A 26,396-nucleotide genomic window follows, 5' to 3' on the forward strand; every position below is an offset into this window, starting at 1 on the left:
CCAATATATTGTTCGACCTGTTTAAGATGTTTTCCGACCTATTGGAGTTTTCATGGAATTGCGCCATTTGCGCTACTTCATCGCAGTTGCCCAGGAGCTCCACTTCGGCCGGGCGGCGCAGCACCTGGGAATCTCTCAACCACCCCTCAGCCAGCAGATCCAGGCCCTGGAGCAGGAGCTGGGAGCGCGATTGTTTGAGCGCACTAACCGCCGGGTTGAGCTGAGCGAAGCCGGTCGACTGTTTCTTGAAGAGGCACGCTTGGTACTGGCTCAGGTCGACAAGGCGGCGGATGTTGCAAGGCGGGCACAGTTGGGTGAGTTGGGAGAGATGAAGATCGGTTTCACGTCGTCAGCGCCGTTCAACTTCAGTATCCCTAAAGCCATTTATGCCTTTCGCCAGCGTTTTCCAGCGGTGCACCTGAACCTCAGCGAAATGAGCAGCCAGGCCGTGGCTGATGCCTTGCTCGATGAAAGTATCGAGGTCGGTCTGATGCGCCCTTTGGCCTTGCCGGACAGCCTGGTGGCCACCGAGTTGTTCCGCGAACCGTTGGTCGCGGTGATCAACGCTGCTCATCCGCTGGCTGAGGGTAGCGAACGCGGTGTGCACATGGCGGCACTGGCTGACGAGCCGTTTGTGTTCTTCCCGCGCAGTTACGGCAGCGGTTTGTACGCGCAGTTGCTGAGCCTGGCGCGGCAGGCAGGCTTCAGCCCGCACTTTGCCCAAGAGGCCAGCGAGGCGATGACCATCATTGGTCTGGTGTCGGCGGGTTTGGGGGTGTCGGTACTGCCCGCTTCGTTTCAGCGCATGCGCATCGACGGGGTGGTGTATCGCACTTTGCTCGATGACGGCGCAGACACGGCGGTGTGGTTGGTGCAGCGGCGTGAATCGCCCTCGGCGATGGCCGATGCCTTTGCCGCGTTATTGCGCGGTGAGCACGGACTGGGCATTGGAGGGCTGGATGGTGCTAGCTAATCCGGCGCTGCGCCGACATACTCGGTCATTCCCTGATACACGGAGGTCTTTCCATGCGGCGCGTGGTGTTCAATCAGAAAGGTGGTGTGGGTAAATCGAGCATCGCTTGCAATCTGGCAGCGGTGAGTGCCAATGAAGGCTATCGGACCCTGCTGATCGACCTGGATGCCCAGGCCAACTCGACCCAGTACCTCACTGGGCTGACGGGCGATGACATTCCCATGGGTATTGCCGATTTCTTCAAGCAGACGCTGTCGTCCGGGCCGTTTGCCAAGAAGAACAAGGTTGATATCTACGAAACGCCCTTCGATAACCTACATGTGGTGACCGCCACCGCCGAGCTGGCTGACCTGCAGCCCAAGCTTGAGGCCAAGCACAAGATCAACAAGCTGCGCAAACTGCTCGACGAGTTGGACGAAGACTATGAGCGGATCTACCTGGATACACCGCCAGCGCTCAATTTCTACGCGGTTTCTGCGCTGATCGCTGCTGATCGCGTATTGATTCCTTTCGATTGCGACAGCTTCTCGCGGCAGGCCCTGTACGGCTTGCTGGCAGAGATTGAAGAGCTCAAGGACGATCACAACGAAGACCTGCAAGTTGAAGGTATTGTCGTCAACCAGTTCCAAGCGCGGGCCAGCCTGCCGCAGCAGATGCTCGACGAATTGCTCGCCGAAGGCTTGCCGGTGTTGCCGGTGTATCTCAACAGTTCGGTAAAAATGCGTGAGTCACACCAGGCCAGCTTGCCGCTGATTCACCTGGAACCGCGTCACAAGCTGACCCAACAGTTTGTCGAACTGCACGCATTGCTCGAAGAAAACGCTTAGATCCCCTGGCTGCGCAACCACTCCAGCAGTTGTTGGAGTGGGAATGCGCCGCTCTGGCGTGCGACTTCCCGGCCGTTCTTGAACAGAATCAGGCTGGGAATCGAACGAATCCCCAATTGCCCTGCCAGTTGCTGGTTGCTCTCGCTGTCGAGCTTGGCCAGACGACAGCGCCCGCTCAACTGGAGCGCGGCTTGCTCAAAGATCGGTGCGAACTGTTTGCACGGTCCACACCAATCGGCCCAGACATCGATCAGCAAGGGCAGGTCGCCTTTGATCTGGCTGGCGTAGTCGCCTTGCTTGAGGTCGAAAGGCTTGGCCAGAAGCACCGGGTTCTTGCAGCGCCCGCATTTGGGCGCATCGCCGAGACGCTCAGCCGGGATGCGGTTCAGGCCGTTGCAGTGGGGGCAGGGAATCACAAGTGAGTCAGTCATTGATACTCCAGAAATGAGTCGGTAGGAGCGGGCTTGCTGTAGGAGCGGGCTTGCCCCGCGATTGTGGTGTGTCAGCGAAATAGCATCGCGGGGCAAGCCCGCTCCTACAGGTTACGAGGAGCAGCTGATTTCCAGGTGCTTGCCCCACTCCGGCGGCCGTTCGGCGTAGGCCTGCATTCCAGGCTGTTCTTCGAAGGGCTTGCACAGCACCTGATGCAGGCGCCGCACTTCTTCGTAATCACCCCCTTCAGCGGCCTCGATAGCGCGCTGGGCCAGGTAGTTACGCAGGATGTATAGCGGGTTGACCGCGTGCATGCGTTCGCGGCGGCCTTCAGCATTGCTTGGTTCGCGGGCGATGCGTGCCAGGTAGTCCTCTGCCCAACCATCGAAACCGGCCAGGTTGACGAAGTCATCGCGTACCACACGCAGCGCTTGTTCAGCTGGCTGGTCGCCCAGTTTGCGGAAGAACAGGGTGTAATCCACCGCGCCTGGCTGCATCAGTTGCAGCAGGCGCTCGATCAGTGCTTTGTCAGCCTCCTCGGCCTGCAGCAAGCCCAAGCGACGGCGCATCAGGTGCAGGTAATGGGCTTCGTACAATGGCAGGAACAAGGCAAGGGTTTGTTGCAGCGCCTCGACACTGATGAACGGTGTCAGCGCCTGGGCCAGGGCCGTGAGGTTCCATTGAGCGATGGGCACCTGGTTGCTGTAGCTGTAGCGGCCTTGATCGTCTGAGTGGTTGCAGATGAAATTGGCGTCGAAGTCGTCGAGGAAGGCGAAGGGGCCAAAATCGAAGGTGATGCCCAAGATCGACATGTTGTCGGTGTTCATTACGCCATGGCAGAAGCCATAGGCCTGCCACAAGGCAATCAGTTCGGCGTTGCGTTCGACAATGCTGCGAAACATTGCCAGGTAAGGCTCGGGCTCGGTCTGGCATTCGGGGAAATGCTGATTCAGCACATGATCGATGAGGATGCGCTGCTGTTCGGGCTGGCGGGTGTAATAGAAATACTCGAAATGCCCGAAGCGCACATGGCTTGGCGCCAGGCGCAGAAGCATTGCCGCACGTTCCTGGGTTTCGCGCCACACCGGTGTACTTGAGCCGATGACACACAAGGCGCGGCTGCTGGGGATTCCCAGAGCGAACAGGGCTTCGCTGGCGAGGAACTCACGGATCGAGGAACGCAGCACCGCTCGACCGTCGCCCATGCGCGAGTACGGGGTTTGCCCGGCACCTTTGAGGTGCAGGTCCCAATGCTCACCGGCATCGTTGTACACCTCGCCCAGCAGCAGGCCACGGCCATCGCCCAGGCGCGGGTTGTAGCCGCCGAATTGATGCCCGGAATAGACCATGGCGCGTGGTTCGGCCTCGCTCCACAGCTTGTGCCCGCCAAACAGTTCGGCGAACACTGGCGAGTGTGCTTCGGTCGGCTCCAGGTCGAGCAGGGCCATGGCGGCCTCGCTGACCACTACCAGGCGTGGTTCAGCAATCGGCTCGGGCAGTACCGAGGTTGAGAACGCGTCGCCCAAGCGGGCAAAGCGGTTATCGAAGGTCAGTTCGTCGAGGGCTTTCAACGGCCATCTCCAGCAGAATATCCGATCATTCTGCAAGGGTATGGCCGTCTTAGTCCAGTCAGGCGGGTTTGCCGGGTGTTGCGTTCGGCTGTTCGTCGTCACCCAGAGGCTTGTTGACGCTTACCGTCCTGTCCATGGTCTCAATCGGGACCATTTTGTATTCCTGACCCTGCATGTTCTTCAGGTAGATCTCCATCTGCCGGAACGAGATGTTGATCTGCTGCTTCTTGAATTCCTTGTTGATGAAGCGGTTGATCTCATCGAGCACCGGGTTGCGGTCACCCAGGTCACGCACGTGCATGCGCAGCTCATGGTCCAGGGTGCTTTCACCGAAGTTCAGGAAGTAGACAATCGGCTCCGGTTCCTTGAGCACCCGTGGGTTGTCGTTAGCGGCCTTGAGCAACAGGGTCCGCACCAGATCCAGGTCCGAGCCATAGTCGACACCCAGCTTGAGGGTGACGCGGGTGATGGTGTCGGTCAGCGACCAGTTGATCAGTTGCCCGGTGATGAACGTCTTGTTCGGGACAATGATGTCTTTACGGTCGAAGTCGGTAATGGTGGTGGCGCGGATACGAATCTTGCTCACCGTACCCGACAGGTTGCCGATGGTGATGGTGTCGCCGATCCTCACCGGGCGCTCGAACAGGATCATGATGCCGGAGATGAAGTTAGCGAAGATCTCCTGCATGCCGAAGCCCAGGCCTACCGACAGTGCTGCAACCAGCCACTGCAGTTTGTCCCAGCTGACGCCGAGGGCCGAGAGGGTGGAGACGAAGCCAACCCCGGCGATCACGTACGACAGCAGCGTGGTAGTGGCGTAGGCGCTGCCTTGGGCCAGGTTCAGGCGTGACAGCACCAGTACTTCGAGCAAGCCGGGCAGGTTGCGCGCCAGGGCGAAGGTAATGCCGATGATCACCAGAGCGCCGAGCATGTCGCTGAGGCTGATCGGTACCATGCTCATGCTGGCACCGGTGCCGCTGGTGTACTCGTACAGGGTGATGTTGTCGAGGTAGGCCACCACACTGATCAGGTCGGACCAGACCCAGTACAGTGCGCCGATGAAGCCGCCGAGCAGGGCCAGGCGAATCAGGCGCAAGGACTGCTGGTTGACTTGTTCGATGTCGAGGGTTGGCTCCTCGACTGTGACTTCGCCATCCAAGCCTTCCTTGGTGGTGGCCTGACGCTTGCTCAGTGCCCGCTGGTAAGCCAGCCGCCGAGCAGCGACTGCCAGGCCGCGGACGAAGGCGGCTTCGATCACCAACCAGAACATCAGCAGGTACAGGGTGTCGATCAGGCGGTCAGTAAGCTTCAGGGCGGTGTAGTAGTAGCCAAAGCACACGGCGATGAACAGGGCGATCGGCAAGGCGGTGAACGCCACACCGACAGCTTTGCGGAACAGAGAGGTGTTGCGGTGCGCCGGGCTGCTGAGCAGCAAGCGGCTGAGCAACCAGGTCATCAAGGCATAGCACGCCAGCACCACGCCGATACCGAGCACGTCGTCGGCCAGGGCTGAAGGTTGATGCTCGGCTACAGCTACTACGCCTACCAGTGCCAGTACCACGGCGCCCAGGCGGCGAATCCAGCGGCGCAGGAATTCGACTTGCGGTTTGTCCCAGCGGAAATGCAGCTCGGCCACGCCACCCGGGGCCAGTACGCGGTACGCGGTGTAGAACACCATCCAGGCTTGGGCGATTTGCCACAAGGCGGCGCCGAGGTTAGCGTTTTGCCCGCGAGCGTCGATCTGCAGGGCAAAACCGCACAAGGCCAGACCCAGGCTCACTGGCAGGGCCAGGAGGATGTTGATCAGGATCGCCTGAGGGGTGTGCCACTGGCTGTCACGCTTGAAGTGGCCAACGTCCTTGTGAACCCTGCTCAGACGCTCATACAGGTATTTGCGTCGCCACAGCAGGGCGCCGATTAACAGCAACAAGGGCAGGAACAGCAGCGGACGCTGAACCAGACCATCGCCCAGTTCTTTGATCCCAGAGCCCCACGGCAAGCTGACCAACTGCTTTTGCAGGCGCTCAGGCACGGTCTGCAGCCATTCCAGGTCCAGCGGCTTGTTGCTCGGAATCCAGAACATTTGCTCATCAAGGGTGTTGCGCAAACTCTGAGAGGTGCTGAGCAACTGTTTCTGGTTCAACTGCAGCGTGATCGATTCGTTGAGCAGCGCGCTCAGTTCACGGTTAAGGCGCTCCAGCAGGTCACTGCGGGTGATCGCCACTTCCAGTAAGGCTTTGCGCAGCTGTGGCGTGACCTGTTCTTCAGGTTGATTGGCGAGCAGCTTGTCGACGTAGTTGCTGGGGCTGGTGATGGTTTCGCGCTGTTGGTTGATCTCGAACTGATACAAGCGGATGTCAGCGATCTGGTCGGCCAGGTTGCGGTCGACCTTCAGGTGCGGCAAGGCCTGCTTCTGTTTGTAGAGGATCTTGGACAGCAGCAGGCTGCCTTTGAGCACGCTGATCTGTTCATCCAGGGCCTGGTCGGCCTGGGTGAGGCTGTCCAGCTGTTGTTTGGTCTTGAGGTTCTGCTGGGTCAGTTCGTTGAGGCGGTCTGTGCTGCGCAGCAGGTAGTCGGACAGCTTGAGGTTGGCGGCACTTTCAGTGGCCAGCAGGGTACTGCCCCCAGCTTTCTGCGCTTCGAGGGACTGTTCGGTAACGGTCTGTTGAGACTGCGCCAGACGCTTCTGGTTGATCAGCGTCTGCATGTCCTGAATTTCTTGCTCCAGGCGTGTTGCGCGCTCGATCAACAGGTCGTGCTGGGCGTTGCCCAGGTCTTGCAGCAGGCTGTTGCCGGCCAGCTCTTGGCGGCGCAGCAGGGTCACGGCGTTGATCGCCGCCAGTTCGGCATTGAGTTGGTTGCGCACATCCGCTGTCAGCGGCTTGCCGCCATCCTTGCCGAGCTTCAGACTGCTGTTGATTTGCTGGGCGCGGGTCTGGTTGGCACTGATTTCCGCTTGCGCCCGCTCCGGGCGGGTTTGCGAGGTGATGGTCAGGCTGTTGGCTTCAGACAGAGCCTTTTGCAGTTCCCCTTGCTCGGTGGTGCGCTCGGCCAGTAATTGCTCAAGCTGCGGTACGCTCAGCGCGGCATAGCGCTGTGCCACTGGCACCACTTTGCTCTGATTGAGCTTGTCCAGTTCGCGTTGGCTTTCGGTGGTCTTGCGTGGCGCATCGGCCAACTGTTGCTTGAGTGCAACGAGCTTCTTCTCGCTGTCTTCCTGAGTGCCGATAAAGCTCAAGGTCTTTTCCAGCACTTGTTGAAGCGCCTTCTGCTCCGCTTCAGGCAGCTTGCGCTCGGCGATCTTGTCGAGGCTGTGCTGAACGGAGGCGCGGGTCGGCGGCTCTGCCGCCCAGGCGAAGGAGAGTGACAGGCACAGCCCGAGCAGGGCTGCGCATATGGAGGTGCGCAGTGACATAGGCAGAAAATTCATACAACCAGAGGGCGAAGTTTTGAGTTTAAAGGAACAACCCAGGGCCGGGTCGAGTACCTTCGGGGAATTTGACGCCCACTTTCTGGATCTTGTTCCCGTCCATCACCGCCACCGTCCATAGTGTGTTGTTCCATTCGATCTGGTCACCGACCACCGGCGCACCGCCAACTTTCTGAGCGATGAAGCGGCTGAGCGGCATTTGAGGGTCTTGGCCGTCGAGCTGCAAACCGTACAACGCCGCTACAGCCCCCAGTTCTGCGTCACCTTCGAGCACAAAGTCACCAAAGAAGCGCAAATCAAGACCGCGTTGTGGCGCCTGGCTGAACAGCTTTCCGAGGGCCGGCAAATTGTGTTCGTGGCCGATGACGCACAGCAGATCATCGACTTCGAGGGTGGTACTTCCCGACGGATGGAGCAGTTGTTGGCCACGAAACAGCGCCGCGATGCGGGTACCTTCGGGCATTTTCAGCTCACGCAGGGCAGCACCGATGCACCATTTTTCTGCACCGAGGCGATAAACGAACAGCTCCCACTCGCTGGTGATGTGCACTTCCAGTGCGGAACGCGAGATGGGTGCAGGATCTGGCGGTACGGTGACCTTGAGCAGCTTGGCCATCCACGGCAGGCTGGTGCCTTGCACCAACAGCGATACCAGCACGATAAAGAACGCCAGGTTGAAGAACAGCTGAGCGTCCGGCAGCCCGGCCATTAACGGGAACACAGCGAGAATGATCGGTACCGCGCCGCGTAAACCCACCCACGAGATAAAGGCCTTTTCCCGGCCGTGGAAGGCCTTGAACGGCAGCAGGCTTGCCACCACCGACAGGGGGCGGGCAAAGACGATCATCCACAGCGCCAGGCCCAGCGCGGGCAGGGCGATGGGGAGCAAATCGTGCGGGGTGACCAGCAAGCCCAGCACCAGGAACATGCCGATTTGCGCCAGCCAGGCCATGCCGTCGAGCATGTGCAAAATGCCGTGGCGGCTGCGGATCGGGCGGTTGCCCAATACCAGACCGCACAGGTAAACGGCGAGGAAGCCACTGCCATGCAGGGCGTTGGTCAGGGAGAACACCACCAGTCCACCGGCGATCACCAGAATAGGGTACAAGCCGCCCGCAAGGTTGATGCGGTTGACCAGTTGCAGCATCAACCAACCGCCACCCAGGCCCATCAGGCCGCCGATGCCGAATTCGCGCAGCAAGTGGGTGAGCAGGCTCCAGTGCAGGCCGGTCTGGCCGCTGGCGATCATGTCGATCAGGGTGACAGTGAGAAACACCGCCATCGGGTCGTTACTGCCCGACTCGATCTCCAGGGTCGCGGTGACCCGTTCGTTCAGGCCTTTTCCGCCAAGCAAAGAGAACACCGCAGCCGCGTCGGTAGAGCCGACAATCGCGCCGATCAACAGGCCCTGGATCAGGCTCAGGTTGAACAGCCAGGCGGCGACCATACCGGTCAATCCGGTGGTGATCAGCACACCTACGGTGGCCAGCGACAGCGCCGGCCAGAGGGCGACGCGGAAACTGGCGACACGTGTGCGTAAGCCGCCGTCGAGAAGAATGACAGCCAACGCAAGGTTGCCCACCAGATAAGCGGTTGGGTAATTGTTGAAGATGATGCCGCCGCCATCCACGCCAGCCAACATGCCAACGGCGAGGATGATGACCAGGATCGGGATGCCCAGTCGTGATGACAGTGAGCTGACCAGAATACTTGCACCTACCAGCAATGCGCCGATCAAGAACAGGCTATTGATGGTGGACGCATCCAAAGGCAGTACTCCGGGGAAAAGCAGGAAGGGGGCGGTTTGCTGTGAATAAGCAGGTCGCGTGCCAAGGATTCTAACCTGAGGGGTTGGCGGGCTGTAAAGGGTTAATCGCAGGCACAAAAAAAGCACCGGGCAGGTGCTTTTTTTGGGGGGCTTATCGCGGGGCAAGCCCGCTCCCACAGAGCGGTAGGAGCGGGCTTGCCCCGCGATCAATCAGGCCTGCTTGACCTCACGCATTGCCTTGCCTTTGACCGGCGCGTCATTGGCGACGTAGTACTTGGCAGTGCTGCGCGGCAGCGGCTGACGGCCACGGATCTTGTCGGAGATTTTCTCGGCGATCATGATCGTGGTGGCGTTGAGGTTACCGGTGATGATGATTGGCATGATCGACGCGTCGACAACGCGCAGACCCTGCATACCATGCACGCGACCCTGGCCATCGACCACGGCCATGTCGTCGGTACCCATCTTGCACGAGCAGGATGGGTGGAACGCGGTTTCGGCGTGCTCGCGGATGAACTTGTCCAGCTCTTCGTCGGTCTGCACGTCAGCGCCAGGGCTGATCTCGCGACCACGGTAAGCGTCCAGTGCAGGCTGGGCCATGATTTCACGGGTCAGGCGGATGCCGTCACGGAACTCCTGCCAGTCTTGCTCGGTGGCCATGTAGTTGAACAGGATGCTTGGGTGCTGGCGTGGGTCTTTCGACTTGGCCTGGATGCGACCGCGGCTTGGCGAGCGCATCGAACCCATGTGAGCCTGGAAACCGTGTTCCTGAACACCGTTACTGCCGTTGTAGTTAATCGCAACCGGCAGGAAGTGGTACTGGATGTTCGGCCATTTGAACTCTGGACGAGTACGGATGAAACCACCGGCCTCGAACTGGTTGCTGGCGCCGATGCCAGTGCCGTTGAACAGCCACTCGGCACCGATAGCTGGCTGGTTGTACCAGAGCAGCGATGGGTACAGGGACACCGGCTGGGTGCAGGCGTATTGCAGGTACAGTTCCAGGTGGTCCTGCAGGTTCTCGCCAACGCCCGGCAGGTCGTGGACCACTGGAATGTCGAGGCTCTTCAGCAGTTCGGCCGGGCCGACACCGGAGCGTTGCAGCAGCTGCGGCGAGGCGATGGCGCCGCTGCAGACGATGACTTCTTTACGTGCACGGGCTTCCACGCGCTCTTCGCTGGAACCTACCAGGTAGCTCACGCCAACGGCACGCTTGCCGTCGAACAGCACGCGATCAGTCAGGGCGTGGGTCACGATGTGCAGGGTCGAACGCTTCTTGGCGGTGTCCAGGTAACCACGGGCGGTGCTGGAACGACGGCCTTTAGGCGTCACGGTACGGTCCATTGGGCCGAAGCCTTCCTGCTGGTAGCCGTTGAGGTCTTCGGTACGCGGGTAGCCCGCTTGTACACCGGCTTCGACCATGGCGTGGAACAGCGGGTTGTTGCCGGCCTTAGGCGTGGTCACGCTGACCGGGCCTTCACCACCGTGGTAGTCGTTGGCGCCGATGTCGCGGGTTTCCGCTTTGCGGAAGTACGGCAGGCAGTCCAGGTAGGTCCAGTCTTCCAGGCCTGGCAGTTCTGCCCAGCCGTCGAAGTCCATGGCGTTACCACGGATGTAGCACATACCGTTGATCAGCGACGAGCCACCCAGGCCCTTGCCGCGACCGCATTCCATACGGCGGCCATCCATGTGCGGCTCTGGATCGGTCTCGTAGGCCCAGTTGTAGCGTCGACCCTGCAGCGGGAAGGCCAGGGCGGCTGGCATCTGGGTGCGGAAGTCCATGCGGTAGTCAGGGCCACCGGCTTCGAGCAGCAGAACAGTGACGCCTGCGTCTTCTGTCAGACGGGTCGCCAGGGTGTTACCGGCAGAGCCGGCACCGACGATGATGTAATCAAATTCCATGGAAGCTTTCTCCGAAAGCAGCTGCAAGCCTCAAGCTACAAGCCGCAAGAAAAAGCGGTCGTGCGAGGCTGGCAAATGAGTGAGAGCTGCAAGTGCTGGCTAGCGCGATGCGCGCGGCCTTCACTTGCAGCTTGCCGCTTGAAGCGTGTCGCTTCAGAACACCGAGTTGTAGGAACCCAGCTCAACTTGGACGGACTTGATGCGGGTGTACTGAGCCAGCGAGCTCACGCCGTTTTCACGGCCAACACCCGACTGCTTGTAGCCGCCAACCGGCATTTCAGCAGGCGATTCGCCCCAGGCGTTGATCCAGCAGATACCGGCTTCCAGCTGGTGGATGATGCGGTGGGCGCGGCTGATGTCGTTGGTGCACACGCCTGCGGCCAGGCCGTATTCGGTATCGTTGGCGCGGCGGATGACTTCTTCTTCGCTCTCGTAGGAGAGAATGCTCATCACTGGGCCGAAGATTTCTTCTTTGACGATGGTCATGTCGTCACGGCAGTCGGTGAACACGGTCGGTGCCACGAACGCACCTTTGGCGAAGTCGCCGTCGGTCAGACGCTCGCCACCGCACAGTACGCGTGCGCCTTCTTCCTTGCCCTTAGCGATGTAGCCCAGCACGCTTTCCATGTGCGCGAAGCTGACCAGTGGGCCGAAGTTGGTGTTCTCGTCTTCCGGGTTGCCAACGCGGATGCGGGCAACGCGCTCAACGATCTTGGCTTCGAAGGCCGCTTTCATCGAGGCTGGGACGAACACGCGGGTGCCGTTGGTGCAGACCTGACCCGAGCTGTAGAAGTTGGCCATCATGGCGATGTCGGCGGCGCGATCGAGGTCGGCGTCTTCGCAGATGATCAGTGGCGACTTGCCGCCCAGTTCCATGGTGACTTCTTTGAGGGTCGAGCTCGAAGCGCTGGCCATGACTTTCTTGCCGGTGGTGGTACCGCCGGTGAAGGAGACTTTCTCGATGCGTGGGTGCTCGGTCAGCCAGGTGCCGACTTCACGGCCGCTACCGGTCAGGACGTTGAACACGCCGTCTGGCAGGCCAGCTTCGGTGTAGATCTCGGCCAGCTTTAGGGTGGTCAGCGAGGTGACTTCGCTTGGCTTGAAGATCATCGCGTTACCAGCAGCCAGGGCTGGGGCGGATTTCCACAGGGCGATCTGGATCGGGTAGTTCCAGGCACCGATACCAACGGTCACACCCAGTGGCTCGCGGCGGGTGTAAACGAACGAGCTGTCGCGCAGCGGGATCTGCTCGCCTTCGATCGCTGGCACCAGGCCTGCGTAGTATTCCAGCACGTCAGCACCGGTGACGATGTCGACGTAACGGGTTTCGGAGTAGGACTTGCCGGTGTCCAGGGTTTCCAGGGCAGCCAGTTCGTCGTTGCGCTCACGCAGGATGTCGACAGCGCGGCGCAGGATGCGCGAACGCTGCATGGCGGTCATGGCGGCCCAGACTTTCTGGCCGCGCTCAGCGCTTTCTACAGCACGCTCGACGTCTGCTTGGGTGGCGCGTTGCACCTGGGCGAGGACTTCGCCGTTGGCCGGGTTGATGGCGTCAAAGGTAGCGTCGCTGGAAGCGTCGACATAACCACCATCAATGTAGAGTTTTTGCAGTTCGAAACGGGCCATAGTGTCCTCGCAAGTGCATAGTGTTATTGGCTATCCGAGCGGCGCTCCTGCTGTTTGGGCATTCGCGGCGCGTAGTGGTTCAGAGGCCTGGTGTTGTGTGTCCGGGCTCGTCTGTTTCGCCAGTTGTAGATCCATGTATTCGTAAGCGATTTGCTTCGCCTGGTCGGTGTCGAAGGCGTCTCCTGACAGCGCACCGCGCAGCCACAGACCGTCGATCAACGCTGCCAGGCCGCGGGCGGCGCTGCGTGCCTGAGGCAACGGCAGGGCGCGTCGGAACTGGCAGCACAGGTTGGAATACAAGCGGTGATCGTTGATCCGCTGCAACCTGTGCAAAGACGGCTGGTGCATGCTGGAGGCCCAGAAGGCCAACCAGGTTTTCATTGCCGGGCCGTTAACCTGACTGGCGTCGAAGTTACCTTCGATGATCACCTGCAGGTGGGCGCGCGGGCTGTTGTCCTTGAGCGCCTGCCGGTTGGCAGCGACGTTCTCGTTCAGCACGCTCATCAAGTACCGCATGGTCGCTGCGATCAGGCCGTTCTTGTCCTGAAAGTAGTGACTGATGATGCCATTCGACACACCGGCCAAACGGGCGATCAGCGCAATGCTGGCGTCACCCATTCCGACCTGGTCGATGGCCAGCAATGTGGCTTCGATCAACTGCTGGCGACGAATGGGTTGCATACCGACCTTGGGCATTTTGCAAATCTCCTCAGGCCTGCGAGCAGTCGACGAGCGGCTGCCTCGGCGAAGGCCAGTCTATTTTGTTTTGATTGAACGTTCAATCAACAAAGAATAAGCTCTGCGACAATCTGTGCCATTGACAGGAAATTTCCTAAGTCAGGTGGCCCAAATTGGCACCCCAAAAAGACGTGGAACCCCCGGAATACAAGGTGTTGACGGGTGTAAGCGGCGCGTTGAGACGATCAGCCGAGCGGTTTGTGACCGCAAGGGCAACCCTCGGAGCGGGGCTTTTGATCGGTTTTATTTCAACGCAATCGATTCGGGATCACGGTTTTTCAAGGTGCTTTTATAACACCTGATGCAGTGGGGCTATTGCACCATTTGCTCAGGGCCAGGTTGTTTTCGTTTCTCTCGCACTGCCCGGAGCAAATGTGCAATGAGTTCTGCCTCCCTAATCAAGACCCCCACCGAGAGGGTCCGGGTCAATAGCGTGGTGTTCATCACTTCCGCGTTGCTGATCCTTGTACTGACTGCCTTGCTTATCGCTGTTCCTGACAAAGCCGGCGAAGTGCTCAACGTCGCCCAGACCTGGCTGACACGCAGCTTCGGCTGGTATTACATGCTGGTGATTGGCGGCTACCTGTTGTTCGTGATCACCATTGCCTTCTCCAATTTCGGCAAGCTCAAGCTTGGCGGCAAGGATGACAAACCAGACTTCAGCTACGGCGCTTGGGCCGGCATGTTGTTCTCCTCTGGTATTGGCATTTCACTGCTGTACTTCGGTGCCTCCGAGCCGCTGGATCACTACTTCAACCCACCAGAAGGTGCTTCGGCCACTGCCGAGGCTGCACGCCAGGGTTTGCAGCTGACCTTCCTTCACTGGGGGCTGCACGGCTGGGCGATCTACGCCCTGGTAGGTTTGGCTGTGGGCTACTTCGCCTACCGTCATAACCAGCCGCTGGCACTGCGTTCGGCGCTTTATCCGCTGATGGGCGAGCGCTGGGTCAAGGGCGGCGCCGGCCACGCGGTGGACATCTTCGGCATGTTCGTGACGTTGCTGGGGCTGGTGACCAACTTGGGCATCGGTTCGATGCAGGTGGCCTCGGGCCTGGAATACCTGTTCGGCATGGACAACAGCAAGACCAACCTGCTGATCGTGATTCTGGTCATGGCTGGCGTGGCCACCGTCGCCGCAGTTTCCGGCGTAGAAAACGGCATCCGTCGTTTGTCCAACCTGAACATCATTCTGTTCAGTGGCCTGCTTTTCTTTGTTCTGCTAGCCGGTGACACCCTGCACCTGCTCAACGGTTTCGTACAGAACATCGGTGACTACCTCAACGGTATCGTGCTGAAGACCTTTGATCTCTATGTCTACGAAAGCGAGGCGGGCAAGTCTGAACGCTGGCTGGGCCTGTGGACCGTGTTCTACTGGGCATGGTGGATTTCCTGGGGCCCGTTCGTCGGCATGTTCATCGCCCGTATTTCCAAGGGCCGCACCGTGCGTGAACTGGTTGCCGGCGTGCTGCTGATTCCGTTGGGCTTCACCTTGGCCTGGCTGTCGATCTTCGGCAACACCGCGTTGGACCTGGTGATGAACCATGGCGCCGTGGAGCTGGGTAAGACCGCGCTCGAGCAACCGTCGATGTCGATCTATCAACTGCTGGAATTCTTCCCGGCGGCCAAGATTGTCATTGGTGTAGCGGTGTTCGTTGGTTTCGTGTTGTTCCTCACCCCGGCCGACTCTGGCGCGGTGATGATGGCCAACCTGTCGTGCAAAGGTGGTCAAGTCGACGAAGACGCGCCGCACTGGATGGTCGTGTTCTGGTCGGTGGTGATCACGTTGGTGACCATTGGTCTGCTGTTCGCCGGTAACTTTGCTGCCATGCAGACGATGGTGGTGCTGGCCGGGCTGCCATTCTCGGTGGTACTGGTGTTGTTCATGTTCGGCCTGTACAAGGCCATGAAGCAAGACAGCCAGATTGAGCAGGAGCAAGCCGAGTTGGCCGCTCGTGGCCGTCGTGGTTTCAGCGAGCGCCTGAGCCAGCTGGATCTGCAGCCGACCCAGGCGATGGTGCAGCGCTTCATGGACAAGCAGGTTACCCCGGCACTCAAGGAAGCGGCTGTGCAACTGCAAACCCTGGGTGTCGAGGTGGAGACCCGGGTGGGGCAATCGCGTTCGACCATGGGCCTGCGGGTCATGATGGAAGAGGGCAATCCGTTTGTGTACGAGGTGAGCCTGGACGGTTACCTGGCCGCGCCAAGCGAAGCCCCGGTCGAAGGTGAAAGCGAAGTGCGTCAGCGCTTCTACCGTGCCGAGGTTTACCTGCAGAGCGGTAGCCAGGAATACGACCTGATGGGCTTTACGCCTGAACAGATCACCCGTGATGTGCTCGACCAGTTCGAAAGCCATCGCCAATTGTTGGGCCGGGTCTACAGCTGACCTGCACCCGATAGGCCTTGAACGCCCGATGCACTGCATCGGGCGTTTTGCTTTTCACCGGTAGGAGCGGGCTTGCCCCGCGATTGCAGTTTGTCAGTCACGTCGCAATCGCGGGGCAAGCCCGCTCCTACCGCTCTGAGAGTCAATGCCAGCAATATGTAGCACCGCTGCACATGGACAAGTGAATAGCGTGGGCGCTTACCGTTAGTAAGGAGCCTTACGTTTATGAGCAGCCACGTTCTCGACCTTCCCTTGAAGGATTTCAAACACGCTGTAGCGATGCAATTTGCCAGCCGCCCGACCCTGCGTCAGCTGGCCTCTGAAAAAATTCTGGCGCTACTTGTAGAGCGCCATCCCGTCCTCGCGACAGTCCAACCCGCTCTTACCGATGCAGAACCTCTGCAGTTGATGGTGCCTCAGGATACGGGCTCTTGGTCGCGAGAGCCGCTAGTGCCGATCCTGTTGCAGGCGGTGCTGGATGGAAAAGCACTGAACCTGGAAACCCTGCATGATCGGGAGCATGGCCTGACCTTCCCTGAGCCCTATCGGTTAGAGGGCAGCGACGGTTTTGAGTACATTGGGTTAAAAGGCATTACCGATGAGGTCAACGAACTCCTGCTGGAGTTGCCCTACCTGTTTCAGCAAGCTCAGCTTGATTACTGGGGGGAAACCTCAAGTGTCGGTGTCAGCCGCGATCGCTGGCTGCAACAAACACTGAAGTCCGCTCTGCTGCGCAATTTGCCGCTGCAAAACCTGGACACGCAACAACAGGCCCGCATTTATGGACTGCTGCGGGGAGGTAGCCAGCGCCCCAGCGTGTACAGCGTCGAGGTGCAACTCACGGCAGCCGGTGAGAGCGTGCTGCGCATACTGCCGAGCCTACTACTGGTCGCTGAGTGGGATGAGCGCACCGTGGTGCTGTGGTGCGCTCCTTCGAGCGTGGTAAAGGCTTTCGACTCGCTCGACCAATTTGCTTTGGCGCTACGGGATGAAATGGCTGAGCATTCACGCTTCGAGTCGATGAGCTGGAATCGATATGAGCTGGAAGGCGATGTCTTTTCTCAGCAAGCGGCATTGATGCTCAACATCATGCTTGATGCCGTAGAACAGGTGAGTGCTTCGCGATTGGCAGACGTGGATGAGTTGGAGCTGTTGTATGCGGCGTTGGCTGATCCGTCGCAGTGGTTCATCAATGGGTACATTGCTGTCAGTGAAGTCAGCGCTGTTCTACCACCGGGCTTGGTAGCGGCTTCAGCGAGTGACAGTTTTGCTTACCAGTGTGCGCTGTTTGAACTCGCCCTGGCCCAGGCTGAATCCACAGGCGAATCGGCCCTCGATGATGTGCTCGATCTGCACAGCTACGCCAGCCAGCAATTGCGGGCACAAATGCTGGCCGATCATCCAGTCGACGCTAATTACTTTTCGGACGATCTGCTGCTGACGCTGACGGTTGCCAGGGGGAATCCAGGCGGCGCAGGGGCGGGCGTCGGAGGGGGTGTGGTGGAAACCAGCACCATGACCCTGACAGCATTTGCCATAGGTAATCTCAGCTCGCTCAACGGTGCGGTCGTCACCGCCATTGAACACACCAAAGGTCAGTTGATCATGGATTGGATGACTGTTGACTACGTCAAATCCCTGGTCGAGCAGGTTGATATCGGCGGTCGGTATCCGCGCTACGTCGCGCAAAAGCTGGACGACCCTGATACGCGGGCGCAACGGGTTACTCGTTTTGCTCGGGAATGGCGTTGCTCTTTGTTGTTCAGCGCATTGAGGGCCAGGTTGGGCGGTACGTTGACTGAGGACGGGCTGCAATGTGTGTATGACTTCAGTCATGGCAATGTAGACCCACATGCCCCGGCCATTATGCTGATGCCTTTGGCGTTCAAGCGTGAACCGGATGCCAGTGAGGCGGATTTGGTCAGTGGTATGTATGTGCTGTTTTCGACCGATCCCTCTCTGGTGCTGTTGTATCGACCGTTGTACCCCGCTGAGGCACTCACGGAATTTGCCAGCCTCGATGCGATGATGGAGGCGATAGGTGCAACAGGAGCGTTGCAAGAGAGCATCCTGGAATGGCTGGCACCAGAGGCTCGCAGTGTCTATGACAACGGCGGTTTCAGTGAACCGCACCTGGGGCGGCCGATCATCGATACGTCGCTGCTGCCGGAGCCCGTTGAGCCGGTAAGCTTTGACGTGCAGTTCTGGCGAATCGATGTTGATGTGAAGTTGTACATGGCCAATCGTGATTTGCTGATCGAGCTGGCCGACCGTCAGTCGGTATCTGATGCCGAGAGCCATTGGAAGCTTCTTATTAAAGGCGCCTGGCTGTTGTTCAACGTGGCCACGCTGCTGCTACGTGGGCCCGTGGCGACCGTCGCCTGGCTGACGCAGACCATTGAAAGTCTGCAGGCGGATGTGTCGGCATTGACGCAAGGCAGCGCTTTTGAAAAATCGGCAGCGGTGGTCGACTTGGTCATGAATATGGGCTTGGCCATCTTCCACGCGCGGCTACCAAGACTGAACCCGCCGCCCGCCGCCCGCTTGTCTGGACCTCCCGGGGTGAATGACCCTGCACCACTGCATTTTGAGCTTCTCCCCGCGAGCGTGGTTCCTACACAGGGGAAGCAAGGCTTACCCGGTGCGCTGGCTGCGCGCGAAGGTATGCAGTTGGATTTCTCATGGCGCGCCCCACATGGGCTGCAGGCCCTTGCAACTGAGCAGCGAAAGTCGCTGCTTGCCCTGCGTTCAGATGTTTCTCTGAATGATGTGCAACCGATCGAGTCGGGTAGTACTCGTGGTTTGTATACCGTCGAGGGGGTTCATTACGCAAAACTGGCCGGCGATGTGTACCGCGTTGAGGTGTCTGAGCTAGGCACGCGGGTGGTTGATGCAAACGGAACCTTCGGCCCGTGGCTGCAGTTTCAACAGGGGCAATGGCGGATTGATGCGGGTTTGCGCTTGTTGGGGGGAGGGCCGAAACGTCGCGCCGAGCAAACCAGGAAAGATAACCAAAAGGAGTTTGATGAGTACCATAGGCAGCAGAGCTCCCTTGTCGCAGAACGCAATGGTATTGCAGATGGTTTCCAGCTGAGTAGAACCCTCTGGGGCGAGCGTGAGGAGCACGTTGTAAAGCTTAGAGTTCAAAGGGAAAAAGCGTTAGGCAACCCGGCCAGCACTGCCTTGATAGAGGCATTCGATAAAAAAATTGAACTGGCTGAAAAAGATGTCCTGTCGTCCAAGCTGCAGGCTATGGAGGACCTTAAAGCACTGATCAAAGTTAATCTGAAGCTCGATAATGTGTTGTCGGACATGGTTCAGCCCAAGTTCGCCCGGCAGGAACTGAGTGTGATTGTAAAAGCTGAGCGCAGTTCAGTTCGGCAGGAAACCATCGATAACTGCGTAGCGTTTTACAACGAAACGGCCCAAACGGTCCGTCAAATCAATGTGCAGAAATTGATCGATGACATGGTCGCAAAGCCTGTCGGTGAGGCGGAACTCAAGCAGTATGATTACGTACATTCATTGGTGGAGAGTTCCGTAAGGCTACGGTTTGACCTTGTCTGGACGTCAAAAAACCTGGATACACTGTTGGCCGACACGCTCAAGGATGTCGAAATCACATTCGAAACTCGTCCGGGAGAAATACACCAAAGCAAGCACGCGCAGTTAAATCATTTAATCGAGCAGCGCAACCTCACTCAAAACGATTTGCAATTGGGGCTGCTCGACGACCTGGCGGAGCTGAGCATGAATCGGCGTGCGGCTGTCGATGAAGAGATTCTCCTGCAGAACCACGACAAGCTATGGAACAGCGAGTTGACCAGCGCAGGGAGCTCGCATGGCGAATTGGCTGTACTCGACCTGCCTGTCGGGGACCAGATCAACGTATTGACCAGTACGTTGAAGGAGTACCAAAGCGCCCAGAGCCATGCCGCGTACCTCAGTGAAACAGGCGGAGAAGCCATCAGCGCCGAACCGCTGAAGCAGTATCAGGAGGTGCTCAACAGCATGATCCTCTCGGCAGAGGAAGATCTTGCTGTGGCGATTCGCGCTTCGGAACTTTCCGATACGGTCCCCACCAAGACCCGCTTGTACGAACGTCGCAAAGGCAAGCATCGCGTTGTTCAAACCGGTAAAGGGCGCAGCATTATCGGTGAAGAAGTGGAGGTCAACGGCGTCAATGTCGTGCAACAGAAAGACCCCAACAGCGACAAAGTGTTGAAGACGTTCAGCCAGCAAGATGATGTTTGGGTGGAGCAGGTAGAAGAGCCCTCCGAAGAAGTACCGCTGGTGCCCAATTCCAGAGATGTGGGTACCGCTCGTGCAAATGCCAAAGCCAAACTTGGCCAGGTTGAATCCATTCTCAAGCTGGCCAAGCAGTACATCGGCAGCAATGAACCGATTGGTATGCAATCGGTGATCGAAGGGCATGTCGATCAACTCAAGGCTGCAGCTTCGGCCCTGGACAGCACGGGTATCGCAAGCGAGTTCGGTACGCAGGTAAGCGATGCTATCCAACGGCTGGAAGACACCCAGGTGGAACTGTTGAGCAGTTATTACCTGACGACTAGCCATCCGACTGCGGCCGGTCTTCGTTACCTGTTCAAGGAGAAGAAAATCGCCATCGCTCGTACTGTCACGCGTAAGCAACTAGCAGACGACGATTATCTGGACGTTTATGAAGTTAAACGCTTGCCTTCACGGGATAACGAGAAAGGGACATCGATTTGGGAAGCGCATTTTCACTACCGTGATACGCAAGTGCCGGGGCGACAGTTTGCCAAAGGCCACCTGAAAATCTGGTCGCAGCGACTGATGGGGCGCAGGACGATGATGGAGGCGGTGCGCAGCAACTCGCGGGAGTTGGTGCAGGTGTATCGAGGTAATCTGGTGTTAAGCGATGTTGAAGGGGTGATTCCTTTCGATTGAGCCCTCTCAGCGATTGCGGTAAAGGCCATGGCTGCCATGCGCGGGCATGGCCTGATTACTGCGTTCGCCAATCATTTGCCCAATCGTGATCAACTCGATGCCCTGGCGTTTGAGCCGGGGCATTTCACGTTCCAGTACATCGAGGGTTTGTGGATAAGGGTGGCCGATCAATACGGCTGAGCCTTGTTTGCGGGCCAGCTCGACACCCTGCTGCAACTGCCCGGCAATGGCCTCGGGCGTGCGCACATCATCAAGGAACACATCTCGTGAAACATGCGCAAGGCCGATTGCCTGGGCTTTGGCTGCAGCCACGGTGGCGGCGCTGGTGCGGCTGTCGACAAAGAACAGGTGGCGACGCTGCAGCTCGTTCATCAGCCAGGCCATCGGCTCTGGTTGTGAGGTCATGCGGCTGCCCATGTGGTTGTTGATACCAGCGGCGTAAGGCACTTTGGCCAAGGCTGCATCCAGGCGTGCGGCCAGTTCGGGCACCGGCGCGCCGGGGTGCCAGGCATAGGGGCCGGTGGCCGGGTCCATGGGCATGTGCAGGATCACCGTTTTGCCGGCTTTGTGGGCCTGGCGGGCGAATTCGCTGGAGTGCGGGGTGTCGGGCATGATCGCCAGGGTGACCGGGCCGGGCAGGGCCAAGGTGCGACTGTCCCGGGCCACGTTCTGGCCCAGGTCGTCGATGATCACAGTCATGTAAGCCTTGCCCTGTTGGGCGGGTGCCGCCATCGCAGCAGCGCTCAACAGGTACAACACAACACACAGCAGGTAACGCATGCAGGGGGTCACTTGCTGTGGGTAATGCTCAGGCCTTTGAGCAGGCTCAAGGCCTGACTGAGCTGGAAGTCATTATCCTGCGGGCGCTCTTTGCGCTTGGTGCTACCGGTTGGGCGGTCGGCGCCGCCGTTGCCGTTGCCCAGGTGGCCTTGCAAGTCGGCTTCTTTGAAGTTCTCGTTGTCGACTTCAGCCGTCAGCTTGGCCTGGCGCACTTCAATGTCCGGAATGATGCCTTGGGCCTGAATCGAGCGACCGTTCGGGGTGTAGTACAGCGCGGTGGTCAGCTTGAGTGCGCGGTCGTTGTTCAGTGGCAAAACCGTTTGCACGGAGCCCTTGCCGAAGCTGTCGGTGCCCATCAATACGCCACGCTTCTGATCTTGCAAGGCGCCGGCGACAATCTCGGAAGCCGAAGCGCTGCCACCGTTGATCAGCACGACCATTGGCACGCCTTCGCTGGCGTCGGCCGGGTCGGCAGAGAAGCGCAGTTCGGAGTTGGCGATGCGGCCTTTGGTATAGACGATCAGGCCTTTGGTCAGGAAATGGTCGGCCACTTCAACCGCCGATTGCAGTACGCCACCGGGGTTGTTGCGCAGGTCGAGGACCAGGCCACGTAGCTTCTTGCCGTTGTCTTTACGCAGCTTGGCCAGCGCCTTGCCGACTTCTTCACCGGTTTTAACCTGGAACTGGGTGATACGAATGTAGCCGTAGCCGTCTTCGAGCAGTTGGCTCTTCACGCTCTTGACCTGAATGACTGCCCGGGCGAGGGTCACGTCAAAGGGGGTACCGCCGTCGCGAACCAGGGTCAGGGTAATCTTCTCGCCGATCTTGCCGCGCATCTTGTCGACGGCTTCGGTCATGGTCTGGCCGCGGGTAGGCTGGCCGTTGATTTTGACGATCAGGTCACCGGCCTCGATCCCAGCGCGCGAGGCCGGGGTGTCATCGATCGGCGACACGACTTTGACGAAACCGTCTTCCATGCCGACTTCGATGCCCAGGCCGCCAAACTCGCCGCTGGTGCTTTCTTGCAGTTCCTGGAAGTCTTCCGGGCCGAGGTAGGCGGAATGTGGATCAAGGTTGCTGAGCATGCCTTTGATGGCGTTTTCCAGCAGGGTCTTGTCGTCTACAGGTTCGACATAAGCGGCCTTGATCCGGTCCATGACCTCGGCGAATGTGCGCAGTTCTTCAAGTGGCAGTGGCGCCTTGGTCGTTGGCGACACCGTCGTGGCCGGCACGGTGGTCGGTTTGGTCGGCTCGGCCGCCAGGGCCAGAGGCGCGCCAAGGACCACAGCGATGGTCAGGGCCAGTGAGGTGAGGCGAGGCGAATGCAGCATGTCGAACGAACTCCTGATCCTGGTAGCGCTCCGGCTGGAGCTTCGGCACCGCGTGAATATCACGCGATGCCGTCAAATAGGGGGTGGTACCTATCCCTGGGCACGACACCATTGTGCGGGGTCGCTTGGGCGACCTTGCTGGCGGATGGCGAAGTACAGCCCTGAGCTGTCCTGGCCACCGCTATTGCCGACGGTGGAGATGGCCTCACCGGCCTTGACGACGTCTCCGGCGCTCTTGAGCAGGCTCTGGTTATGGCCGTAGAGGCTCAGGTAACCATTACCATGGTCGAGAATGACCAGAAGTCCAGCGCCGCGCAACCAGTCGGCGAACACCACGCGGCCACCATGCACGGCACGTACTTGGCTGCCGGGCGAGGCGCTGATCATGACACCATCCCACTTCGCCCGCGAATCACCACCGCGGCTTTCACCAAAGCGGGCCAGTAATCGACCATTAACGGGCCATGGAAGTTTTCCCCGCGCCGAAGAAAAAGCTCCGCCGAAGGTTTCACCACTGCTGGAAACCAGTGGGCCGGGCATGGGCTTGGGCTTGCTCGGTGCGTCGTTGCTGGCAGCCAACGCTTGGCGCTGGCGTTGTTTCTCTGCTTCCTGAGCTGCAAGCAGGGCCTTTTGACGCGCCGCCTCGGCTTCGCGTGCCTGGCGGGCCAGGGTTTCCTCGATGGTCTTGAGGACTTTGGTCAGGTCGGCCTGGTCTTGCTCACGGGCTTGCAGCTTTTGGTCGCGTGCCTTGACGTCGTTGTTGAGCTTGGCGAGAACCTGCTGACGCTCGGCACGAACCTTTTCAAGTTCTTGGCGCTGGGCGTCAAGGTTGCCTTGCTGGGCCAGCAGTTGGGCCTGCTGCAGGTTGATCTCTTGCTCGACGTTGGCCAGCTGGCGCAAGGTTTCGTTGAAACTGCGTAGCTGCGCCATGCGCGCCTGGCTCAGGTAGTCGTAATAGGTCAGGGTCCGGGCGAATTTTTCCGGGTTCTGCTGGTTGAGCAGCAGCTTGAGGTATTCCTCGCGGCCGTTCTGGTAGGCCGAACGGGCCTGGATTGCAATCAGGCGTTGTTGTTCAACGCGGGCGCTCTGGAGTTTTTTTTTCTCGTGATCAAGGCGCTCCAGCTCGCCCTCGGTCTTTTTTAGTTCCTGCTGCAGGGCCTCCACCTGCTTCTCCAGCTTACCGATATCGGTTTCAGTACTGCGCAGGTCTTTCTGCACACCGGATTTTTCCTGCTGCAACTGGCCAAGCATTTTTTTCAGCTCGGCAATGTCCTGACGCGTGGCGTCGAGTTGCTGCTGGGTTTGCGCGCGCTCGTCGGCAAACGCCGGACTGAGCAGGCAAGACAAGGCTAGAACGATCAGGGCGCGAAACATGGAGTGGGCGACACCAGGGATAGAGACTGGCCTAGTATGCCCGCCATAAGCGCCAAAAAAAACGGCTTTAGTCGGAAGCTGCAAGCGGCAAGCCATAAGCGGCAAGAAAAGTGAGCGTGAGCCCGCTGTTTCTTGCCGCTTGAAGCTTGCCGCTTACGCTTTAGGCGTCTATCAGAATTGACGTACCGGTCATTTCTGCCGGCTTTTCCAGGCCCAGCAGCTTGAGCATGGTCGGCGCCACGTCGGCCAGCACACCGCCTTCGCGGACTTGCAGGTTACGTTTACCCACATAGATGAACGGCACCGGCTCAGTGGTGTGAGCGGTGTGCGCCTGGCCGGTGCAGGCATCTTCCATTTGCTCGACGTTACCGTGGTCGGCAGTGATCAGCGCTTCGCCACCCACTTTGTCGAGGGCTTCGACGATACGGCCAACGCACAGGTCCAGGGCTTCGACAGCTTTGACCGCTGCTTCGAACACGCCGCTGTGGCCGACCATGTCGCCGTTGGCGTAGTTGACCACGATGACGTCGTAGCGCTGTTGCTCAATGGCTTCGACAATGCGATCGGTGACTTCCGGTGCACTCATCTCTGGCTGCAGATCGTAGGTGGCGACCTTGGGCGACGGGATCAGGATGCGCTCTTCGCCTTCGAACGGTTCTTCACGACCGCCGGAGAAGAAGAAAGTAACGTGAGCGTACTTCTCGGTTTCGGCAATACGCAGCTGAGTCTTGCCGTTCTTGGCCAGGTACTCGCCGAGTACGTTGTTCAGGCTGCCAGGCGCGAAGGCTGCGGGGGCCGGGATTTTCGCCGAGTATTGGGTCAGGCCGATGTAGGCTGCCAGTTTCGGCAGGCGGGCACGTGGGAATTCATTGAAGTCGGCCTCGACGAATACACGCGACAGCTCTCGTGCGCGGTCGGCGCGGAAGTTCATGAAGATCACGGCATCGCCGTCTTCAACCTTCACCGCTTCGCCGATGCGCGTAGCTTTGACGAATTCGTCGCTTTCATCGCGGGCGTAAGCCGCTTCAAGGCCCGCCAGGGCGCTGTCGGCGGTGTATTCAGCAACGCTGTCGACGATCAGGTTGTAGGCAGCCGATACGCGGTCCCAGCGATTGTCGCGGTCCATGGCGTAGTAACGGCCGATCAGGCTGGCGATGCGGCCCTTGCCCAGTTTGGCGAAGGTGGCATCGAGCAGTTCGATGGACGATTGCGCGCTTTTGGGTGGGGTGTCACGGCCGTCGAGGAAGGCGTGCAGGTAGATTTTCTCGGCACCACGCTGTGCGGCCAGTTCGGCCATGGCGATCAGGTGGTCCTGGTGGCTGTGCACGCCGCCATCGGACAGCAGGCCGAGGATATGCACGGCCTTGCCAGCGCCGACGGCCTTGTCGACCGCGCCGCACAGTACGGTGTTGTCGAAGAACTCGCCGTCTTTGATGGCCTTGGTGACCCGGGTGAAGTCCTGGTACACCACGCGGCCGGCACCGAGGTTCATGTGGCCGACCTCAGAGTTGCCCATCTGCCCGTCAGGCAAGCCGACGTCCATGCCGGAGCCGGAGATCAAGCCGTGCGGTTGGGTGGAGCGCAGGCGATCGTAGACCGGCGTGTTGGCCGAATAAATGGCGTTGTATTCGTGGCTTTCGCTGTGACCGAAACCATCCAGGATGATCAGGACCAAAGGCTTAGGCGTGCTTGTCATCAATAGAACTCACGGTTGTTCAGATGATAAAGACACGCATTTTAGGGCAAATAGGCCATGAATGACGAATTTACCTTGTTCGCCAACAGGCATTGGCCGACGGGCTGCACGGGGTAGATGAGAATTACTGGCGACAAGCCGGTCGGGCGGGCTTTGGCCGACCTTGGGGGCTGTGTATACTGGCCGACATTTTTAATGGCCTGGAACACCCTCCGATGGTTGCTCACCTGATTGAATTCGCAACAAATCACTATTTGCTGGTTGGTACCTTCGTCGTTCTGCTGGTGCTGCTGATCGTTACCGAAGCGCGCAAAGGCGGACGCAGCCTGAGCACTGGCGAGCTGACCGCACTGGTCAATAGCGAAAAAGGCCTGGTGATCGATATTCGTTCGACCAAAGACTATGCCGCTGGTCATATCGTTGGCGCCCTGAACATTCCGCAGGACAAGTTCGCTGCCCGTATCGGCGAGCTGGAAAAGCACAAAGCCAACAAGACCCTGATCGTGGTCGATGCCATGGGTCAGCACGCTGGTACCACGGCCCGTGAGCTGCTGAAAGCTGGTTTCACCGCTGCCAAACTGTCCGGTGGCGTGTCGAGCTGGAAAGCCGATAACCTGCCGTTGGTGAAGTGAA

General features: G+C 59.2%; 16 protein-coding genes. 5 read left to right on the forward strand and 11 right to left on the reverse strand.

The genetic code is table 11. The features are described 5' to 3' along the window. Positions 1-52: 52 nt before the first annotated feature. Complete coding sequence (locus tag E1573_RS04955; protein WP_133211199.1) at positions 53-973, forward strand: LysR family transcriptional regulator; 921 nt, start codon at positions 53-55, stop codon at positions 971-973. Between the two features lie 53 nt (positions 974-1,026). After that, positions 1,027-1,800: a ParA family protein gene (locus tag E1573_RS04960; protein ID WP_133211201.1), complete on the forward strand. Its 774-nt coding sequence runs from the start codon at positions 1,027-1,029 to the stop codon at positions 1,798-1,800. Here the strand turns inward: E1573_RS04960 and trxC are convergent. From trxC to betI, 7 genes are all read right to left on the reverse strand, one after another. Beyond that, the gene (gene trxC, locus E1573_RS04965; RefSeq protein ID WP_133211203.1) at positions 1,797-2,231 is read right to left on the reverse strand and encodes a thioredoxin TrxC; all 435 of its coding nucleotides are present in this window, start codon (positions 2,229-2,231) and stop codon (positions 1,797-1,799) included. The genes E1573_RS04960 and trxC overlap by 4 nt on opposite strands. Positions 2,232-2,342: 111 nt before the next feature. After that, entirely contained in the window at positions 2,343-3,803 is a 1,461-nt protein-coding gene (gene selO, locus E1573_RS04970; protein WP_133211205.1) for a protein adenylyltransferase SelO, read from the reverse strand. A 58-nt stretch (positions 3,804-3,861) separates the two neighbouring features. After that, entirely contained in the window at positions 3,862-7,218 is a 3,357-nt protein-coding gene (gene mscK, locus E1573_RS04975) for a mechanosensitive channel MscK (protein ID WP_133211207.1), read from the reverse strand. Positions 7,219-7,258: 40 nt separating this feature from the next. Beyond that, complete coding sequence (locus E1573_RS04980) at positions 7,259-9,001, reverse strand: potassium/proton antiporter (RefSeq protein ID WP_133211209.1); 1,743 nt, start codon at positions 8,999-9,001, stop codon at positions 7,259-7,261. 210 nt (positions 9,002-9,211) lie between these two features. After that, positions 9,212-10,903 carry a choline dehydrogenase gene (gene betA, locus E1573_RS04985; RefSeq protein ID WP_133211211.1) on the reverse strand — a complete coding sequence of 564 codons (1,692 nt, stop codon included), beginning with the start codon at positions 10,901-10,903 and terminating at the stop codon, positions 9,212-9,214. A gap of 153 nt (positions 10,904-11,056) precedes the next feature. Further along, positions 11,057-12,529, reverse strand: a complete 1,473-nt coding sequence (gene betB / locus E1573_RS04990) for a betaine-aldehyde dehydrogenase (protein ID WP_133211213.1) — start codon at positions 12,527-12,529, stop codon at positions 11,057-11,059. Positions 12,530-12,559: 30 nt separating this feature from the next. Beyond that, the gene (betI, locus tag E1573_RS04995) at positions 12,560-13,225 is read right to left on the reverse strand and encodes a transcriptional regulator BetI (RefSeq protein ID WP_133211215.1); all 666 of its coding nucleotides are present in this window, start codon (positions 13,223-13,225) and stop codon (positions 12,560-12,562) included. 421 nt (positions 13,226-13,646) lie between these two features. Between betI and E1573_RS05000 the strand changes: the two genes are divergently transcribed. Continuing rightward, positions 13,647-15,650 carry a BCCT family transporter gene (locus E1573_RS05000; RefSeq protein ID WP_133211217.1) on the forward strand — a complete coding sequence of 668 codons (2,004 nt, stop codon included), beginning with the start codon at positions 13,647-13,649 and terminating at the stop codon, positions 15,648-15,650. A 225-nt stretch (positions 15,651-15,875) separates the two neighbouring features. Continuing rightward, a complete protein-coding gene (locus tag E1573_RS05005) occupies positions 15,876-20,582 on the forward strand; it encodes a dermonecrotic toxin domain-containing protein (protein ID WP_133211219.1) in 4,707 nt (1,568 codons plus the stop codon). A gap of 6 nt (positions 20,583-20,588) precedes the next feature. On the opposite strand, the gene E1573_RS05010 is transcribed toward E1573_RS05005, so the two are convergent. The 4 genes from E1573_RS05010 to gpmI form a co-directional block, all read right to left on the reverse strand. Beyond that, a complete protein-coding gene (locus tag E1573_RS05010; RefSeq protein WP_133211221.1) occupies positions 20,589-21,362 on the reverse strand; it encodes a divergent polysaccharide deacetylase family protein in 774 nt (257 codons plus the stop codon). Positions 21,363-21,370: 8 nt separating this feature from the next. Further along, on the reverse strand, positions 21,371-22,693 hold the full coding sequence (locus tag E1573_RS05015; protein WP_133211223.1) for a S41 family peptidase: 1,323 nt from the start codon (positions 22,691-22,693) through the stop codon (positions 21,371-21,373). A 90-nt stretch (positions 22,694-22,783) separates the two neighbouring features. After that, on the reverse strand, positions 22,784-24,067 hold the full coding sequence (locus E1573_RS05020) for a murein hydrolase activator EnvC (RefSeq protein ID WP_218568360.1): 1,284 nt from the start codon (positions 24,065-24,067) through the stop codon (positions 22,784-22,786). Between the two features lie 160 nt (positions 24,068-24,227). Further along, on the reverse strand, positions 24,228-25,763 hold the full coding sequence (gene gpmI / locus E1573_RS05025; RefSeq protein WP_133211227.1) for a 2,3-bisphosphoglycerate-independent phosphoglycerate mutase: 1,536 nt from the start codon (positions 25,761-25,763) through the stop codon (positions 24,228-24,230). Between the two features lie 215 nt (positions 25,764-25,978). On the opposite strand from gpmI, the gene E1573_RS05030 reads away from it, so the two are divergent. Continuing rightward, positions 25,979-26,395 (forward strand): rhodanese-like domain-containing protein, encoded by a 417-nt coding sequence (locus tag E1573_RS05030; RefSeq protein WP_133211229.1) that lies wholly within the window; start codon positions 25,979-25,981, stop codon positions 26,393-26,395. The last annotated feature ends 1 nt before the right edge of the window (position 26,396 follow it).

Origin of the sequence: Pseudomonas sp. H9, assembly GCF_004353925.1 — a bacterium.
GTDB lineage: Bacteria > Pseudomonadota > Gammaproteobacteria > Pseudomonadales > Pseudomonadaceae > Aquipseudomonas.

What these genes read in the sequence shown, in the direction of transcription:
- E1573_RS04955 (WP_133211199.1), top strand. Translation starts at nt 53, where the DNA reads ATGGAATTGCGCCATTTGCGCTACTTCATCGCAGTTGCCCAGGAGCTC.
- E1573_RS04960 (WP_133211201.1), top strand. Translation starts at nt 1,027, where the DNA reads ATGCGGCGCGTGGTGTTCAATCAGAAAGGTGGTGTGGGTAAATCGAGC.
- trxC (WP_133211203.1), bottom strand. Translation starts at nt 2,231, where the DNA reads ATGACTGACTCACTTGTGATTCCCTGCCCCCACTGCAACGGCCTGAAC.
- mscK (WP_133211207.1), bottom strand. Translation starts at nt 7,218, where the DNA reads ATGTCACTGCGCACCTCCATATGCGCAGCCCTGCTCGGGCTGTGCCTG.
- betA (WP_133211211.1), bottom strand. Translation starts at nt 10,903, where the DNA reads ATGGAATTTGATTACATCATCGTCGGTGCCGGCTCTGCCGGTAACACC.
- betB (WP_133211213.1), bottom strand. Translation starts at nt 12,529, where the DNA reads ATGGCCCGTTTCGAACTGCAAAAACTCTACATTGATGGTGGTTATGTC.
- betI (WP_133211215.1), bottom strand. Translation starts at nt 13,225, where the DNA reads ATGCCCAAGGTCGGTATGCAACCCATTCGTCGCCAGCAGTTGATCGAA.
- E1573_RS05000 (WP_133211217.1), top strand. Translation starts at nt 13,647, where the DNA reads ATGAGTTCTGCCTCCCTAATCAAGACCCCCACCGAGAGGGTCCGGGTC.
- E1573_RS05005 (WP_133211219.1), top strand. Translation starts at nt 15,876, where the DNA reads ATGAGCAGCCACGTTCTCGACCTTCCCTTGAAGGATTTCAAACACGCT.
- E1573_RS05010 (WP_133211221.1), bottom strand. Translation starts at nt 21,362, where the DNA reads ATGCGTTACCTGCTGTGTGTTGTGTTGTACCTGTTGAGCGCTGCTGCG.
- E1573_RS05015 (WP_133211223.1), bottom strand. Translation starts at nt 22,693, where the DNA reads ATGCTGCATTCGCCTCGCCTCACCTCACTGGCCCTGACCATCGCTGTG.
- E1573_RS05020 (WP_218568360.1), bottom strand. Translation starts at nt 24,067, where the DNA reads ATGTTTCGCGCCCTGATCGTTCTAGCCTTGTCTTGCCTGCTCAGTCCG.
- gpmI (WP_133211227.1), bottom strand. Translation starts at nt 25,763, where the DNA reads ATGACAAGCACGCCTAAGCCTTTGGTCCTGATCATCCTGGATGGTTTC.
- E1573_RS05030 (WP_133211229.1), top strand. Translation starts at nt 25,979, where the DNA reads ATGGTTGCTCACCTGATTGAATTCGCAACAAATCACTATTTGCTGGTT.